The following is a 17155-nucleotide window of genomic DNA, read 5'->3' as shown; positions in this document are numbered from 1 at the left end:
CGACGACGATCATTATTTGCGAAAAAGCGGCCATTGCCGCCACGCCGTTTGCCGGCCGCAAAACGACCGTTCGCGCCATTAAACGCCGATAGCAGAAAAAGAGGAGCAGCCAGGTCGCCTGCGGCTCCGCCCGCAGAGTGCCGGCTGACGCGCCGGGTTTCGGGAAAAGAGGGTGATGCCGCGCGAAATGCGCAACGAGAGGAGAGTGCCTTGAGTGTGACGGAGCAAAAATTCGGCCTTTATGATGCGGCTTTTGAAAAAAGCAGCTGTGGCGTCGGTTTCATCACCCGCAAGGATGGCGTGCAGACGCATGATGTGCTGAAGCGCGGCCATGAGGCGCTCTGTGCTGTGCCGCATCGCGGCGGCATGTCGGCGGAAGGTGTTGGTGATGGCGCGGGCGTGTCACTGGACCTGTCGCTCTCCTTTTTTCGTGAGTTGACGGGACAAGGTTCCCTCAAGGCCGGCCGGTTCGGTGTCGGCAATTTTTTCCTGCCGCAGAATGAGGCTTTCCACGGTGAGGCCGTCGGTATCATCGGCAGCGCTCTGAAAGAGCAGGGCTTTTCGGTTCTGCTGGTGCGCGATGTGCCGGTGAATGATGCGGCCATCCGTCCCGCCGCAATCCCCTACCAGTTACCGATCCGCCAATGGGTCTTTTCGGCACCAGCGGAATGCGCGACGCTTGCTGAGTTCGACTGGCGCATCCACAAGGCGCTGCTGGCCATCGAGGCACTTGCTTACACCGTGCCGGAGCTTGCCGGTTTTTACCCGCTGTCGCTCAGCGCGCGCACGCAGGTGCTCAAGGGGCGCCTGAACTCCCAGGAGGTCATGCCCTATTTCTGCGATCTGACAGATCCGCGCCATGAAGTGCATACGATGTATTTCCACACGCGCTTCTCCACCAATACCGATCCGCATCCCTCCATGGCGCAGCCCTTCCGCCTGATGGCGCATAATGGCGAACTCAACACCGACAAGAAAAACCGGCTATCGGAAGCGGCCGTGGCGCTGGCGAAGAATGCCAGCATCGTCAGACCCAAGGGCCAGTCGGATAGCTGCCGTCTGGACCAGACATTGCAGGCGCGGGTGATGGAGGATGGTCTCGACCTCGTCACCGCCGTGGTCTCGATGATGCCGCCTGCCTGGGAAAACGACGACACGCTCTCGCCCGGTGTGAAGGCGATGCTGGAATATTTCTCGCTCTATGAGGAAAAGAACGACGGCCCGGCCGCGCTGATCTTCGGCGACGGCACGATCATCGGTGCACGCCTCGACCGCCTTGGCCTGCGCCCGCTGCGCACCGTCGAGACGGAGGACTATCTCTGTGTCATGTCTGAGGCGGGGCAGATTGCGTTCCCGGCGGAAAGTGTCATCCGCCGTGGCCGCATCGAAGCGGGTGGCATGCTTTATTACGACCACGCCGAGCGTCGCGCCTTTTCAACCGTCGAGGCGCTGGAGCTTCTGGCCTCACAGCGGGACTATTCGTCGCTGCTATCTGAAGCGCGCGTAATGCTTGGTGATCTGCCAGAGGTGCCGGCCGACAAGCAGGGTTCGCCGCTTCGCTACAATGGTGATCTGGAACGGCATCAGCGTTATGTCGCCTATTCGCACAATCAGGAAAGCTTCAAGTTCCTGATGGACCCGATGCTGGCCTCCGGTGCGGAAAAAATCTCGGCCATGGGTTATGGCAATGCCATCAATGCGCTTTCCGATCAGGAAGGCGGGGTGGCCAAATATTTCTCACAGCGTTTCGCGCAGGTCACCAATCCGCCGCTCGACAGCATTCGTGAGGCCGATGGTATGACGCTGCGTGTGGCGTTGGGCGCAAAGCCGAACAGCGGTGCGGCCAAGGCCCGCCAGATCGTCGTTCGCTCACCAATCCTCACCCACCTCGATATGCTGCGCATTCGCGAGCAGCCCGAGACACCCGTCCGTCGTTTCGAAATGCTCTATACGCCGGTCTTCGATGCTGCTGACGCCAATGAAGCGGCCCTCCGGCAGGCGATCGACGGCCTTTGCGATGAGGTTGCGGCTTTCGCAGCCGAGCAGGGCGGGATTGCCGTCATCACCGACCGGCATGTCTCGGCGGGCCGCGCGGCCTTGCCGATGATCATGGTCGTTTCCGCCATCAATCAGCGGCTGATCGAGGAAGGTCTGCGGCTGCGCGTTTCCCTGATCGTCGAAAGCGGGCAGTTTTCGTCCTCCCATCATATCGCAGCCGGCCTCGGTTTCGGTGCTTCGGCTGTCTATCCGCTCGGCGTGCAGTTCCGTGCGGAAGAGAAATTCGGCGCCGAGGCCGACAAGGCGTTCAAGCGCTTCGCCAAGGCGGCGGAAAAGTCGCTGATGAAGACCATGGGCAAAGTCGGCCTTTGCACGGCGGAAAGCTACATCGGCGGTGAGTTCTTCGAGCCGAATTTCCTCGATACCAACGATCCCGTCCTGAAGCGTTATTTCCCCAATGTGAAGACCCCCGTCGGCGGCGTCACCTTCGCCGTTATCGCGCAGGCGGTGGCCGACTGGCATCGAAAAGCATTGTCGGTGAAGGGTGAAAACGACATTCCGCTCCTCGGTCTCTTCAAGGAGCGCGCTGAAGGTGCCGGCCATTCTTATGGCACCACGGCGGTTCGCGGCTTCGTTGATATGACGGAGGAGAAGATCGGTTTCGACAAGGGAACCGAAAACGAGGAGGCGCTGCGCCTCCTGCCGCTTAACCGGCTGGAGGATGCCTTCGGTCTCAGCGACGCTGCCTATTATCACAACAGCTTCGACCGGCTGACCCCGGAGGCCATCGACGCATTCGAGGTGACGCCCGGTTACCGCTCCTTTGCCCGCATGATGGCTGAAGAAAGAGCGCGCCGCCCGGCCGCCCTGCGCGATGTTCTGGAACTGCCGGCCGATGTGACCTTTGCCGGTTCGGCCGAAGAATTCCGCCGGGAAATGGGGCGGTTTTCCCGGCAGGGCAATAACAGTTTCATGGTGCGCGGAATGCGCTGCGAAGAGGCAGGAGACGGCGCGTTCCGGCTACAGCTGATCGGCTCACAGGGTCATGAACTTGCCCGCCTCGCCGCACTCGGCCAGTCGCTGCTCGACCGTTTTGGTGACGACATCGCCGGCCATTGGCTGGAAGGTGGCGCACTCATGGTTCAGGCAAAGGGTGAGGCCTCCGCCTATCTGTCGCTTATCCGCACCGCACCGGAGAGTATTCCGCTTGAGACCGTGCAAAAGGCAAGCGAGATCACCAAGACCCTCGCATCGGGTGCCATGAGCCACGGCGCGCTGGTTGCTGCTGCGCATGAGGCGGTGGCCCACGGCACCAACATGGTTGGCGGCATGTCCAATTCGGGCGAGGGCGGCGAGCATATCTCCCGTTACGGCACCATCCGTGCCTCGCGCATCAAGCAGTTCGCCTCCGGCCGCTTCGGTGTCTGGGCCGGTTATCTTGCCGATCCAATGCTGGAAGAGATCGAGATCAAGATCGGCCAGGGCGCAAAGCCGGGCGAGGGCGGGCAGCTGCCATCTCCCAAGGTGACGGTTGAGATCGCGGCGGCGCGCGGTGGCACGCCGGGCGTCGAGCTGGTCTCGCCGCCACCGCATCATGATACCTATTCGATCGAGGACCTGGCGCAGCTCATACACGACGCCAAGGCGGCGCGCGTGCGTGTCATCGTCAAGCTCGTATCGTCGGAAGGCATCGGCACGATTGCGGTCGGCGTCGCCAAGGCGGGTGCGGATGTCATCAACGTTGCCGGCAATACCGGCGGCACTGGTGCGGCGGCCGTCACCAGCCTGAAATATACCGGCCGTGCGGCGGAAATCGGCATAGCCGAGGTGCATCAGGCGCTCTGCGCCACCGGCCTGCGTACCAAGGTGCTGCTGCGTTGTTCCGGCGCGCACCAGACGGCGAGCGACGTGGTGAAATCAGCCCTTCTTGGCGGCGACAGCTTCGAATTCGGCACCACGGCGCTGATGATGCTGAAATGCGTCATGGCGAAGAACTGCAACATCAAGTGCCCGGCCGGTCTCACCACCAATCAGGAAGCCTTCAACGGCGATCCGAGGGCGCTGGCGCAATATCTCATGAACATCGCCCATGAAACGCGCGAGATTTTGGCCGGGCTTGGGGTTGCCTCGCTGCGGGAAGCCCGTGGTCGTTCCGACCTTCTTCACCTCCTCGATCATCCGGCAAGCGTCGGCCAGCTTGACCTCCGGGCAATGCTTGCCGTGGTCGAAGAGGTGAAGATCGACAGCCCGGTCTATATGGAAAAAGACTTCGCACTCGACGATGCCTTCATCGATCTCGTGCGTTCAGCGCTGGTCGACAGCAAGCGCGAGAACATCGAGCTTGGCGGCAATCGCTTCCTCAACAATTGCAACAAGAGCGTCGGCGGCCAGCTCGCCGTCGATATCGAACGCATGTTGAACCACGAACTTTCCGATGAGCAGCTGGACGCGCTTCCGGCCGTCAAGCGGGATGGCCGTGGCCGCCGTTTTCTGGAAGCGGGTTCGGTGCGCATCGATACGTCAGGTTCGGCCGGTCAGTCCTTCGGCGCTTTCTGCAATGACGGCATGGTCATGGTGCATACCGGCACCTGCAATGACGGTGTCGGCAAAAGCGCCTGCGGCGGTACCATCGTCGTGCGCTCCCCCGGCGGCGGTTCGCAAGAGGCGGGCGGCAATGTGCTGGTCGGCAATTTCGCGCTGTTCGGCGCCACCGGCGGCCGCACCTTCGTGGAAGGACAGGCGGGCGACCGTTTCGCGGTGCGTAATTCTGGCGCCACCGCGGTGGTCGAAGGCGTTGGCGATTTCGCCTGCGAGTATATGACCAACGGCGCGGTTCTCAACCTTGGCAGTTTCGGCAAGGGTTTTGGCAACGGCATGAGCGGCGGCTTCGTCTATCAGTATGATCCCTATGGCGATCTGCCGAAGAAGGTCAGCCACGACTCCATCCTGCTCGGCTCGATCACCGGTGAGGATGAACAGGCAGCGATCCACAATCAGGCAGTCCACCAGCTTCTGAGTCTTCATGTCGCAGAAACCGGCTCGGCCAAGGCGGCATGGCTTCTGGAAAACTGGGAGAGTGAGCAGCATAATTTCGTCTATGGCATGCCGCGCGCCCTGCTGCTTTATCAGGACAGCGATGAGATCCTCAAAGCCAAGCCCCGCAAGGAGCTGCTGGAGGAGCTGGCGTCGGCACTTGCCGCCCATCAGCTGCGCAAGTTCAAGCTCGCTTATCGGGACCGTAAGGCTGTCTTGAACGGAACGGTGCCGGGTTATGGCGAGACGGATACGGAAGACATGTATGCGCTTCTCAATAACTACACCGTGTTGAGCATGGCGCAGGCCATCGCCCTGCAACGGTTGCCGATGGCATCCGGCCCTTCTGATCCCGCCATCGAAAAGGCTGTGCGTAATCTCATCCTCACGGAAGATTACGCGCTGATGCAGCGCCTGCTGAAATATGCCCGTGAAGCACTTTCCGACCATAGCGACGAACAGCTCGCGGTGATGATCGCGGCCAAGCGGCTAGACGATTACAAGCAGGCGCTGGCGCGCCGGAACATCTGGTCGGTGGACAGCCCCGGTACCTATGGCTGGATCATTCAGCAGAACCGGAAAAACATCGAGAAGATCGGCCGCCTGCCGGGCTTCGAGGAGCTTTTCGCCGCTCGCGCCATCCCGGACCTTGCCACCGCATCCAGCCAGAACAGGGCAGCATGATGAAGATACCTTACATTCCACAGGATGCGCCGTTTAATGGCGACCAGCGCGCCTGGCTCGCCGGTTTTCTGGCCGGGCTCCACTCACGCACCGCCATCGGCCTCGAGACATCGGTGGCCTCTGCTGCCCCCAAGGCGACGGCCAGCCTGCTGAACATCCTTGTCGGCACCCAGACCGGCAACGCCGAGGCATTGGCGATGGATATCGCCGCCGCTGCCCGCACGCAGGGCATGCAGCCGGTTGTGACGGCGCTGGACGACGTTTCCATGGACAGTCTCGGCTCCATGAAGCGTGTCATCGTTGTCACCTCGACCTACGGTGAAGGCGAGATGCCTGACAATGCCCAGCTGTTCTGGGAGGCGCTTGCCGCCGATGGCGCGCCACGACTGGATGAGATGAGTTTCGCCGTTCTTGCACTCGGCGATACCGGTTATGACGGCTTCTGCCAGGCGGGCAAGCTTATCGATACGCGTTTCGAACAGCTCGGCGGCAGGCGCATGAAGACGCGTATCGACTGCGATATCGATTTCGAGGATGCGGCTGCCGCCTGGATCGGCGAGACGCTGACGCTTGCCCTCGCCATCGGTGGTGACAATGCCGCCGCGATCACACCTGTGGTCGCCGAGCCGCCCGCGCGGGCAAAACAGGGCTGGGGTCGCAAGAACCCTTATTCGTCACGGGTGAGCGTCAATCGCCTTCTTTCCGGCCCGGCCTCGTCCAAGGAGATTCGTCATTACGAATTTGATCTTGGGGCAAGCGGCCTTGAATATGAGGCCGGGGACGCCCTTGGTGTCGTCCCCCTCAACGACCCGAAACTGGTCGCCGCTCTGCTCGAATGCTTTGGAGCGAGTGCGGATGGCGAGGTCACCGGCCTCGACCGACCGATCGGTGATGCGCTTCTGAACATGTTCGAGATATCGACGCCTTCGCGTGAGCTGGTGGCTGAAATTGGCAAGCGCGCAGGACATGAGGAGTTGAGCCATATCCTTGCCAATGGGGACAGGGAGCAGCTGGCCGCCTTTCTCTGGAGCAAGGATATTCTCGATCTGCTCAATCTCGGCGGAAAGCCCGTATTCGATCTTGCCGAATTCGTGACCTTCCTGAAGCCGCTGCAGCATCGCGCTTATTCCATCTCCTCCAGCCCGCTGGTTGCGGAAAACAGCGTGCATCTGACGATCGCCAGCGTGCGTTATCGTGCCGATGGCCGCGAGCGTGGCGGCGTATGCTCCACCTATCTGGCGGACCGGGTTGAGGCCGACCAGAATGCCGGGATTTTCGTGTCGCCCAACAAGGCATTCCGCGTGCCGCGGGATAACGGCGCGCCTGTCATCATGGTCGGACCGGGCACCGGCATCGCGCCTTTCCGGGCCTTTCTGCAGGAGCGGCAGGCGAGGGGTGCTGCCGGTAAGAACTGGTTATTCTTTGGTGACCAGCACCGCCAGTCGGACTTCATCTACGAAAACGAGCTTGGCGACATGAGCCGTGATGGCGTGCTGACCCGACTCGACCTTGCCTTCTCGCGGGATCAGGCGGAGAAGATCTATGTCCAGACCCGCATGCGCCAGAACGGCAAGGCGCTTTATCAATGGCTTGAAGAGGGCGGATATTTCTACGTCTGCGGTGATGCAACCCGCATGGCCAAGGATGTCGATGACGCCCTGCATCAGATCGTCGCCGACGAAGCCAGCATTTCTGCTGAAGCGGCAAGCGAGTATGTGAACCGGCTGAAGCGCGAAAAGCGCTATCTGCGCGACGTCTATTAGAAACGGATCGTACGGGGTCACCCTTGCTGCGCCTTCTGGCTCAGCAATTGGTGCAGGTGACCTCCGCATCGCGCTGCTTGAAGAAGTAATCACGGCCGATGGTGATCGATCTTACTCCCGATGAAGCGATGTCGGGCATGAACATCAGCAATTCATGTGGAATGGAAAGTTCGACGTGAATGAGAAAGCTGTTTTCGATGAGCAGGCGGGTTGGAACCGTGACTGCCGATCCCACCGCATATGGTCTCTGATCCTTCTCATCCCAGGACCAGGTTATTTTCGCCTGTTTCTGCTTGTCGATCGCTATGCCACTGATCTTCAGCTTCAAACCCTTCGTGCTGTAAGGCGCAAAGACAGCCGCCGCAACATTCTGCATGTTTTTGAGATAGGCCTTGTCGACGGAGCCCGTTTTGGAGATCAGGTCGTTGATCGTCGCTGAAGCGCTGCTTGCCCGCTTATAGGTATTGTAACCGATGGTGAGCTCGAAGGATGTCACATAAAGGGCGAGCAATATCGGGAAGAGAATTGCGAATTCCACAGCGCCCACGCCACGGCGATCCTTTACGAAGCGTGTGACGAGTGTTGTAAAACGAAGTCTGCCGTTCGCGACGGCGGCTATCAGGCCTGCCATCATGAGCCCCCGCTTGTTGTATATTTCTCGTTCATGAAAGCGTCGGTCGCGACAATAAGGAAATGCGAGGGCATAGACCCGTCAGCTGGACGTATTTTGGTAAGATATGGACGGATGATATCGGCGATGACACGCCAGCGATAATAGACGCGCAGCATATTGATTGTTTCCGGTCCGCCCGGCTTGAAGCCGAATTGCGCCGTATCGAGATCGTAATATTCGCCGTAAGCCTTCAGGGGTACCGTGGTCGGAATATCCTTGAAGGCCGGAAAGGAACGAAGGTCGATATAGAGTTTCTGTTCGGTTTTTATCTCATCCGCAGAGCAGGTGATCATCACCGAGACTTCGTTGCAGAAGTTCTTGCGAAAATCCTCTTTCGAAATCGAACTGCTGATTTGTCCGGTGCGCAGACGCCGCGCCATGGTTTCCGTGGCATTTACGACAACCTGTTCCGCCATCATGGCGATGAAGGTCTCAATGATCGCAAAAACAACGAGGAAATAGGGAATGGCGAGTATCGCGAATTCAATGGCCGCTGTGCCGTCACGCGAAACCCCGAATTTTCGTAGCAATGGCGTCAGTCTGGCCAGTCGCATATGTGTCGATCTCTAGAATATGCGGCAAGCGCAACCGATGAATTTGTTGCAGACCATAACCAGCTGGTGTTTAAATTCAGTTACCCCAACGGCTTCTACTTTAGCGATTCACGAAAATGACACAGGCTCCAAATGCAAAAAGCCCGGCATATTGCCGGGCTTTTTCGAAGGGAAGAAACGGGTTATTATTCCGCGTCCGCTTTTGACAGAACCTCGAGTGTAGGGGTCGAGGTGATATTGTAACCGCAATCCACATAGTGGCACTCGCCGGTTACACCGCGCGACAGGTTGGACAGCAGGTACAGCGCCGATCCGCCAATATCCTCGATATCCGCCGTGCGCCTCAGCGGCGCGTTCTTCTGGTTCCATGCGTAAATAGCACGTGCGTCGGAAATGCCGGCACCCGCCAGCGTGCGGACCGGACCAGCCGAGATGGCGTTGACGCGAATATCGCGCGGCCCGTAATCTGCAGCGAGATAACGCACGGATGCTTCAAGTGCCGCCTTGGCGACGCCCATGACGTTGTAGTTCGGGATGACGCGTTGCGAACCATTATAGGTCAGCGTCAGCATCGAACCACCATTCGTCATCAGTTCGGCGGCGCGCTTGGCAATTTCCGTGAATGAGAAGCAGGAAATGACCATGGTGCGGCTGAAATTGTCGCGGGTCGTGTTCGCGTAAAGACCCTTCAGCTCATTCTTGTCGGAAAACCCGATGGCGTGCACGACAAAATCCAGCGAGCCCCATTTTTCGCGGATCGCCGCAAAAAGTGCGTCGACAGAGGCGATATCCTCGACATCGCACGGCACGATGAAGTCAGAACCGAGTTCTGCGGCAAGCGGTTTTACGCGTTTACCAAGCGCTTCACCCTGATAGGTGAAGGCCAGTTCCGCACCCTGCGCCGCAAGTGCCTTTGAAATACCCCAGGCGATGGAGTGATTGTTCGCGACGCCCATGATGAGGCCGCGTTTACCCTGCATGATGCCGTTCATTGGCAATTATCCGTTATGACGCTGGAAGACCAGCGTGGCGTTGGTGCCGCCGAAGCCGAAGGAATTGGAAAGGATGGTGTCGATCTTGGCGTTGTCGATGCGGCTGCGAACGATCGGAACGCCCGCAAATTCCGGGTCGAGTTCGGAAATATGCGCGCTTTCGCCGATGAAGCGTTCCTGCATCATCAGCAGACCGTAGATCGATTCCTGCACGCCGGCTGCACCCAGCGAATGGCCGGTGAGGGACTTTGTCGACTGGATATGCGGAATCCTGTCGCCGAAGACTTCGCGGATCGCACCGATTTCCTTGCTGTCGCCAACCGGCGTCGAGGTGCCGTGGGTATTGATGTAGTCGATGTCGCCCTTGACGGTGGCGAGCGCCTGCCGCATGCAGCGGATTGCGCCTTCGCCTGACGGGGCCACCATGTCGTAACCGTCGGAGGTTGCGCCGTATCCGACGATCTCGGCGTAAATCTTGGCGCCGCGCGCCCTTGCATGTTCCAGTTCTTCGAGAACCAGCACGCCAGCGCCGCCAGCGATGACGAAGCCGTCGCGATTGACGTCATAGGCCCGTGAAGCGAGAGACGGAGTTTCGTTATATTTGGACGACATCGCGCCCATGGCATCGAAGAGGTTGGACATCGACCAGTCGAGGTCTTCGTGGCCGCCTGCAAACATCACATCCTGCTTGCCCCACTGGATCATCTCGGCGGCGTTGCCGATGCAATGCGCCGAGGTGGAGCAGGCAGACGAGATCGAATAGTTGACGCCGTGGATCTTGAACCAGGTGGCGAGCGTTGCCGACGCGGTGGATGACATGGCCTTTGGCACGGCGAAGGGGCCGATACGCTTCGGGCTGTTGTTCTTCAGCGTAATATCGGCTGCTTCAACGATGGTGCGGGTGGACGGACCGCCCGAACCCATGATGATGCCGGTGCGTTCATTGCCGCTGATGTCGCTCTCTTCGAGACCGGAATCGGCGATCGCCTGTTTCATGGCGACATGGTTCCACGCGCCGCCCTGCGACAGGAAGCGCATGGCGCGGCGGTCGACCAGATCGGTCGGGTCAAGAGACGGCTTGCCCCAGACCTGGCACTTGAAACCGTGTTCGGCAAAATCCGGCGAAAATGAAATGCCGGATTTGGCATCGCGCAACGATGCGGTGACTTCAGCGGCATCACCGCCGATGGAAGAAACAATACCGAGGCCGGTGACAACAACTCGTCTCATGAAAGGGACCTTTTCTTAAGATTTCGGCTGGACGACCGACGCCGCCCGGCCTTGCCAAGACTTATTCCGTCTGCTTCAGGCGGTCTTTTCTTTCGACAGCCCTACACGAAGGTCCGTCGCCTGATAAATGGTTTCTCCGTCGGCCTTCAGCCAGCCGTCGGCGGTTCCAAGCACCAGACGGCCGCGCATCACACGCTTGAAATCGATACCGTATTGCAGGAGCTTGGTGTTCGGGCGAACCATGCCCTTGAATTTGACTTCGCCGGTGGAAAGCGCCATGCCGCGGCCTTCTTCACCCAGCCAGCCGAGGAAGAAACCGGTCAGCTGCCACATGCCGTCAAGGCCGAGGCACCCCGGCATGATCGGGTTGCCCTGGAAATGGCAGGGAAAATACCAGTCATCGGGGCTGACATCGTATTCGGCGCGGATGAAACCCTTGTCGAACGCGCCGCCGGTTTCGGAAATTTCGGTGATGCGGTGAACCATCAGCATGGGGGGCAATGGGAGCTGGGCATTTCCCGGGCCGAACAATTCGCCGCGACCGCAGGACAGGATCTCCTCGTAATTGTAACTTGATTGCCTCGTTGCCATACCGCTTTCACTTCCCCAGTTACTGGTGTTGATTGACTTCACTAGAGCAAGTTAGGTTCAAAATGAAGCGCTGCAAGGGCAAAGGCCGTTTCGCCCCCATTCTTTGTCTTCAGAACCTTCTTTGCAGAAGTCATTACCTCAATGTGCCGTCCGCATACAGGAACCATCGGGAAGGAACCAGAGGAAATTTGCAAGAATGGCCGGTTTGCAGCCATTTGCGACACTCGGCGACGCTGAAACTATTGAAAGCATTCGCTGCAAAAGATATATGCTAATGCAATTGGTGAATTTCACCCCTGTGCTTGGAATGGGATTGCATGGCATTTGACGCCACTTTGGATATCGGAACGAGGCTGCGGCGCTCGGGGCTGCGCCCCACGCGTCAGCGTGTGGCTTTGGGCGATCTTCTTTTCGCAAAGGGTGATCGCCACCTGACGGTCGAGGAACTGCACGATGAGGCGGTTACCGCCGGCGTGCCTGTTTCTCTCGCCACGGTTTATAACACGCTGCATCAGTTTACCGAAGCTGGCCTGATCCGCGTTCTGGCTGTCGAGGGTGCCCGCACCTATTTCGATACCAACGTGTCGGATCACCACCATTTCTTCGTCGAGGGCGAGAACGAGGTTCTCGATATTCCCGTCAATAATCTCCACATCGGCAACCTGCCGGAAGCGCCGGAAGGCATGGAAATCGCCCATGTGGATGTGGTCATCCGCCTTCGTCGCAAGCGCGGCTGAGGTTTCGGCAGAGACTGGAAATGAAAATGGCGCCCTCGGGCGCCATTTCTGTTTCAGGCGGCTTTATCGCTCACTTCATTATATCTTCGGGGCGCCTGCCGGGCTTGGCCTTGTAGGGCGGAAAAGTCCATCCGAAGATCAGCGCTCCAGAGCGGACGCCGAAAGCCGTCAACACGCCGACGGCTGATGCCGCATAAAGCGGCGCGCCGAGGAAATAGACGATAATGAAGGTGGAAGAGCCCAAAAGCGCGCAGGTAATGTAGATTTCCGGTCGCAGGAGGACGGAAGGTTCGCCGGCGAGAATATCGCGCAGCACGCCGCCGAATGTGGCCGTCAGAACACCGGTGACGATGGCAACGGTCGCAGAGCCGCTCGCGGCAAGGCCCTTGGCTGCCCCCATCACGCAATAAGCGGAGAGGCCAAGGGCATCAAGCCATAACAGCAGCCGGTAACGGGATTCGAAAAGATGTGCTGTAAAGAAGAGCAAAACCGCGACCGATACGCAGACAAGAATATAGGTCGGGTTTACCACCCAGAAGACTGGCGCCCTGCCCAGCACGAGGTCACGCACCGTGCCGCCGCCGATCCCTGTCGCGGCTGCGAAAAACAGGAAGCCGATCAGGTCCAGTTGCTTGCGTGAGGCAGCCAGAGCACCGGTTGCAGCAAAGATGGCGACACCGGCATAGTCGAGAAAACCCAGCAGTGTCATGAAAAGGTTCCCCCCGAAACATGGGCCGCGAACACGTCAGTGTCGCGCAAGCACTAAACTCTAGGCTGGCCGCCCGGATGATCGCAACATCCATAACCGAAACGGATGCAAAGGAAAATGCCGTGCGAATCGCTATCGTTGTCGCTCTTCAGACACTGGTTCTTCTGATGTTTCCGGTGGCGCTGGCGGCACAGCAGCAACTGGTGAACGATCCCGAGATTTATGAAAAGGACCATTTTCGCAACGAGTGCAAGGTGGCGGCGTTTGGTGACGATTTCGTTACACGGCTGGATATCAATAATGACGGCCTGATGGATGCCGTCGTTAATCACGGTGTTCTGGATTGCGACGGCGAAAAAGGCCGCGCCTGTGATGATGAGGGATGCCCCTATAATTTCTACGTCCAGGTAAAAGAGGGTGGTTATCTGATGATCGCCACAGCCCGGATTTACGGCTACGATTTCATCAAGCGTTTCGGCAACATGGTCTTCGTGCTGAAAATGCATCCGCGTTATTGCGAACGCACCGACAAGGAGCCCTGCCTGATGACGGTGCGGGTGCGCGGCACGAAATTCGTCACCATTTCGCGAAAGTGACGGCGGCAGCCGTTACGGCGCAATTCGCCGGATTTTGACCCGCTGATTGTATCGCTGGCGGAGCGAGCGCGGAATGACGAGGGTTGCGAAGGCTATGGCGAAAACCGAAGCCGCAACCACCCACAGCGCATCCGAATGCAGCGTCGCGCCCAACACCGCACCGCAGATTGCGCCGGTGAGCATGCCAAGCCATGGCACGATCTGGATGCCCCAGTCGAGGCTGCGTTCGCCGAGAAGAAAGCGACCGATGCCGCGGCCGAAACGGGAAAGAGCGCCGGTCACATAGGTGAGGCCGATCGGCAGCCCCTCAATATGCTCCACGGCGGCATTGACCATGCCCATCGCAAAAACGACGAGATAAAATTGCAGGAGACCGGAGGCCTCGTCGCGCAGCAGCGCTGCAATCGCCACCAGCCCGCCCACCGCCATAAGAACTGCGAAGATGCGCCGGTCGAATTTATGCGCCACCACGATGCCGCCGGCATTGCCCGCCACGAAGGCGACGATCGCGAAAAGCAGTTTGGCAGCGTGGGAGTATATGCCTGACTCCATGGAGACTGCGGCGCGCGTCGTGTTGCCGGTCATGAAGGAGACGAAATCTCCGGAAACGTAAAGACCCACCGCATCCGTCATGCCGGCGATGAAGGAAATGGCGGCAACCAGCGCAATGCCGGTTGCGGTGCGCCTTGCCTTTATGATGTTGCGACGTCTCTGTCTGGTCATGGCAGCCCGATGGAAAAACGGCAGACCTGTGCAGGTCCCTGTCACTCTATGTGTAGGACGGTAGGCGACCGATTTGCAATCTTTCCGGCAGCGCTCAAATGCCTCTACTTTGTCTAGACAAATCTAAAAACCCTGCCTACGATGCCTCAAATAAAGCGATAAAAAATGTCGCACAAAAATAAATCAAAAGGGGTTCAGATCATGAAAAAAACGTGGGTTCTCGCCACAATTGCAGCGCTTTTCTCATCCGCTTCTGCCTATGCTGAAACATCGGTCACCATCGGCATGTCCGGCTGGACCGGTTTTGCGCCGCTGACACTTGCCAAGCAGGCGGGTATTTTTGAAAAGAACGGCCTGAAGGTCGATATCAAGAAGATACCGCAGGCCAGCCGGCATCTGGCCCTTGCGTCGGGTGATATCCAGTGTGCTGCCACCACGGTGGAAACATGGATCGCCTGGAACGCCAATGGCGTGAAGTCCACGCAGATTTTCCAGATGGACAAATCCCATGGTGCTGATGGTATCGCGGTGCGCGGCGATGTCTCAAGCGTCGCTGATCTCAAGGGGAAAACGATTGCCGCTTCCGCGCCGGGCACCTCCCCCTATTTCTTCCTTGCCTGGATCCTCAAGGAAAACGGCATGACCCTGAAGGATGTCAAGGTCGTCAACCTTGAGCCGGGACCGGCCGCGCAGGCATTCGTCGCCGGCCAGAATGATGCGGCCATGACCTATGAGCCTTATCTCTCCACCGTGCGCGCCGCCCCCGACAAGGGTAAAATCCTCGCAACGACGCTGGATTATCCCGCCGTCATGGACACGTTCGGCTGCACGCCAGATTTCCTCAAGGACAATCCGCAGGCGGCGAAGGCTCTGGCGGACAGCTATTTCCAAGCACTCGACCTCATCAAGAAGGACCCTGAGAAGTCCTATGCGACGATGGGCGCGGATGTGAAGCAGGCGGGAGAGGCCTTTGCAGCTTCTGCAAAGTTCCTGGAATGGCAGGACAAGGCCGCCAACCAGAAGTTCTTCGAGGGCGAATTCAAGACCTTCTCCGAAAAGTCGGCCGATCTGCTTCTCGAAATCGGCGTGATCAAGTCGAAGCCCGATCTTTCGACGCTCGCAGATACGTCCTTCATCAAGTAACGCGCACAGGCGGCTGCATCCCTTGCCGGAATGTTGCCGACAATGACATGCAGGAAAGCGTCTTCCGCGCCGGGAATGGTGTGGAAGCGCTCTGAGGGCGCGGTGTAGCTGCCGCGCCGGTTCTCCCAGACAGGCGACAGAATGCAACCACTTCAACCTATCAGGAACAGCACGAGAATTGCCCTCGGCATTCTGTTCTTCGTGCTGTTTTTCTCCGCCTGGGGCCTCGCCACGCTTGGCGGCTTCGTATCGCCGACCTTTCTGGCGGACCCCATCACCATGCTGAAGGACGGCATCTATCTGCTGACCGATCAGGGCTTTGCCGGCGATATCGGCATGACCATCTGGCGCGTGGTGGGCGGTTTCGTGCTGGCATCCGTGGTCGCAGTGCCGCTCGGTATCGCCATGGGGGCATATAAGCCCATCGAAGCGTTGCTGGAGCCCTTCGTCTCCTTCGCCCGCTACCTTCCGGCATCCGCCTTCGTGCCGCTGCTCATTCTCTGGGCCGGCATTGGTGAGATGCAGAAACTGCTGGTTATCTTCATCGGCGCGGTTTTCCAGATCATCCTGATGGTGGCCGTAGCGGTTGCCGGCACGCGACGGGACCTTGTGGAGGCCGCCTATACCCTCGGCGCAAAAGACAGAGGCGTGGTGCGCCGTGTTCTCATTCCCGCCAATGCGCCCGATATTGCCGAAATCCTCCGCCTCGTTCTGGGCTGGGCCTGGACCTATGTCATCGTCGCCGAACTGATCGGCGCTTCCTCGGGCATCGGTTATATGATCATCAACAGCCAGGCGCTGATGGCAACCGGACAGATCATTTTCGGCATCATCGTCATCGGTGTTATCGGCCTCATTTCCGATTTCGCATTTAAATCGCTGAACCGGAAGCTTTTCGCCTGGAGGCTTGCCTGATGAGTGAACTTATTATCAAGGGCGTCAGCCGCACCTTTCCGGGCGTGCAGGGCGGGCAGCCGACGCTGGCCCTCCAGCCGACCAATCTGGAAATACCACGCAATGATTTTGTTACCATCCTCGGCCCGTCGGGCTGCGGAAAATCGACCCTGCTGCGCATCATCGCCGGGCTTGACCGTCCGACGACCGGCGAGGTCCTGCTGTCCGGCCGGGCGGTGACGGGACCGGGTGCGGATCGCGGTATGGTATTCCAGTCCTACACGCTGTTTCCCTGGCTGACGATCCGGGAAAACGTCGCCTTCGGCCTTCGCGAACGCGGCGTCGCCGAGAAGGAAAAATGGGAGATCGTTGATAGCTATATCGACAAGGTCGGCCTTCGCGGTTTTGAAAACCATTGGCCGAAACAGCTGTCCGGCGGCATGCAGCAGAGAACCGCCATTGCCCGCGCTTTGGCGAACGGTCCGAAAATCCTGCTGCTTGATGAGCCTTTCGGCGCGCTCGACAACCAGACGCGCGGGCTGATGCAGGAATTGCTGCTCGGCATCTGGGAGCGGGAGCAGAAGACCGTCATTTTTGTCACCCATGACATCGAGGAGGCAGTCTTCATGGCGTCGCGTGTGGTGACCATGTCGGCAAGGCCGGGGCGCATCAAGTCGATCACGCCGGTCGACCTGCCGCATCCGCGTCACTACACCGTCAAGGCCAGCCCGGAGTTTTCACAGCTGCGCGCGAAGCTGACGGAGGAAATTCGCAGTGAGGCGATTGCCGCCGCTGCCCATGGCTAGTTGATCCAGCGAACCGGGAGGAGAGAAGC

14 protein-coding genes are annotated in these 17155 nt (G+C 59.1%); 7 read left to right on the top strand and 7 right to left on the bottom strand.

Annotated elements, in window-relative coordinates; all coding sequences use genetic code 11:
• Positions 1–210 precede the first annotated feature (210 nt).
• Together M0412_RS12265 and M0412_RS12260 are read left to right on the top strand one after the other, a co-directional pair.
• Positions 211–5715, top strand: a complete 5505-nt coding sequence (locus M0412_RS12265) for a glutamate synthase-related protein (protein WP_305765253.1) — start codon at positions 211–213, stop codon at positions 5713–5715.
• Positions 5712–7478 (top strand): sulfite reductase flavoprotein subunit alpha, encoded by a 1767-nt coding sequence (locus M0412_RS12260; RefSeq protein WP_269700457.1) that lies wholly within the window; start codon positions 5712–5714, stop codon positions 7476–7478. Before M0412_RS12265 ends, M0412_RS12260 begins: the two co-directional genes overlap by 4 nt.
• Before the next feature lie 40 nt (positions 7479–7518).
• Here the strand turns inward: M0412_RS12260 and M0412_RS12255 are convergent, their stop codons facing one another.
• The 5 genes from M0412_RS12255 to fabA form a co-directional block, all read right to left on the bottom strand.
• A complete protein-coding gene (locus M0412_RS12255) occupies positions 7519–8112 on the bottom strand; it encodes a TadE/TadG family type IV pilus assembly protein (RefSeq protein WP_142840775.1) in 594 nt (197 codons plus the stop codon).
• The gene (locus M0412_RS12250; protein WP_142840776.1) at positions 8109–8705 is read right to left on the bottom strand and encodes a TadE/TadG family type IV pilus assembly protein; all 597 of its coding nucleotides are present in this window, start codon (positions 8703–8705) and stop codon (positions 8109–8111) included. Before M0412_RS12250 ends, M0412_RS12255 begins: the two co-directional genes overlap by 4 nt.
• A 185-nt stretch (positions 8706–8890) precedes the next feature.
• Positions 8891–9697, bottom strand: coding sequence for an enoyl-ACP reductase FabI (fabI, locus tag M0412_RS12245; RefSeq protein ID WP_142840777.1), 807 nt, complete (start codon positions 9695–9697; stop codon positions 8891–8893).
• A gap of 6 nt (positions 9698–9703) precedes the next feature.
• A complete protein-coding gene (fabB, locus tag M0412_RS12240; RefSeq protein WP_142840778.1) occupies positions 9704–10927 on the bottom strand; it encodes a beta-ketoacyl-ACP synthase I in 1224 nt (407 codons plus the stop codon).
• 75 nt (positions 10928–11002) lie between these two features.
• The gene (gene fabA / locus M0412_RS12235) at positions 11003–11518 is read right to left on the bottom strand and encodes a 3-hydroxyacyl-[acyl-carrier-protein] dehydratase FabA (RefSeq protein WP_035219583.1); all 516 of its coding nucleotides are present in this window, start codon (positions 11516–11518) and stop codon (positions 11003–11005) included.
• A gap of 317 nt (positions 11519–11835) precedes the next feature.
• Here fabA and irrA point away from each other — a divergent pair, with 317 nt between their 5' ends.
• Complete coding sequence (gene irrA, locus M0412_RS12230) at positions 11836–12255, top strand: iron response transcriptional regulator IrrA (protein WP_046799156.1); 420 nt, start codon at positions 11836–11838, stop codon at positions 12253–12255.
• Between the two features lie 70 nt (positions 12256–12325).
• Here irrA and M0412_RS12225 read toward each other — a convergent pair whose 3' ends face one another.
• The gene (locus tag M0412_RS12225) at positions 12326–12964 is read right to left on the bottom strand and encodes a trimeric intracellular cation channel family protein (protein WP_269700451.1); all 639 of its coding nucleotides are present in this window, start codon (positions 12962–12964) and stop codon (positions 12326–12328) included.
• A 77-nt stretch (positions 12965–13041) separates the two neighbouring features.
• Between M0412_RS12225 and M0412_RS12220 the strand changes: the two genes are divergently transcribed.
• Entirely contained in the window at positions 13042–13560 is a 519-nt protein-coding gene (locus M0412_RS12220; RefSeq protein WP_142840780.1) for a hypothetical protein, read from the top strand.
• A gap of 12 nt (positions 13561–13572) precedes the next feature.
• Here the strand turns inward: M0412_RS12220 and M0412_RS12215 are convergent, their stop codons facing one another.
• The gene (locus M0412_RS12215; RefSeq protein WP_269700449.1) at positions 13573–14283 is read right to left on the bottom strand and encodes a YoaK family protein; all 711 of its coding nucleotides are present in this window, start codon (positions 14281–14283) and stop codon (positions 13573–13575) included.
• 201 nt (positions 14284–14484) lie between these two features.
• On the opposite strand from M0412_RS12215, the gene M0412_RS12210 reads away from it, so the two are divergent.
• The 3 genes from M0412_RS12210 to M0412_RS12200 all read left to right on the top strand — a co-directional run bounded on the left by M0412_RS12210 (position 14485) and on the right by M0412_RS12200 (position 17126).
• Complete coding sequence (locus M0412_RS12210; RefSeq protein ID WP_142840782.1) at positions 14485–15426, top strand: ABC transporter substrate-binding protein; 942 nt, start codon at positions 14485–14487, stop codon at positions 15424–15426.
• A 141-nt stretch (positions 15427–15567) separates the two neighbouring features.
• Positions 15568–16341 (top strand): ABC transporter permease, encoded by a 774-nt coding sequence (locus M0412_RS12205; RefSeq protein ID WP_142840783.1) that lies wholly within the window; start codon positions 15568–15570, stop codon positions 16339–16341.
• Complete coding sequence (locus M0412_RS12200) at positions 16341–17126, top strand: ABC transporter ATP-binding protein (protein ID WP_142840784.1); 786 nt, start codon at positions 16341–16343, stop codon at positions 17124–17126. Before M0412_RS12205 ends, M0412_RS12200 begins: the two co-directional genes overlap by 1 nt.
• Positions 17127–17155: the final 29 nt, after the last annotated feature.

This window comes from Agrobacterium sp. O3.4 (assembly GCF_041414895.1).
Classification (GTDB): Bacteria; Pseudomonadota; Alphaproteobacteria; order Rhizobiales; family Rhizobiaceae; genus Agrobacterium; species Agrobacterium cucumeris.
The sequence above is the reverse complement of the archived record's forward strand: the minus strand, read 5'-3'. Positions and strand labels throughout refer to the sequence as shown.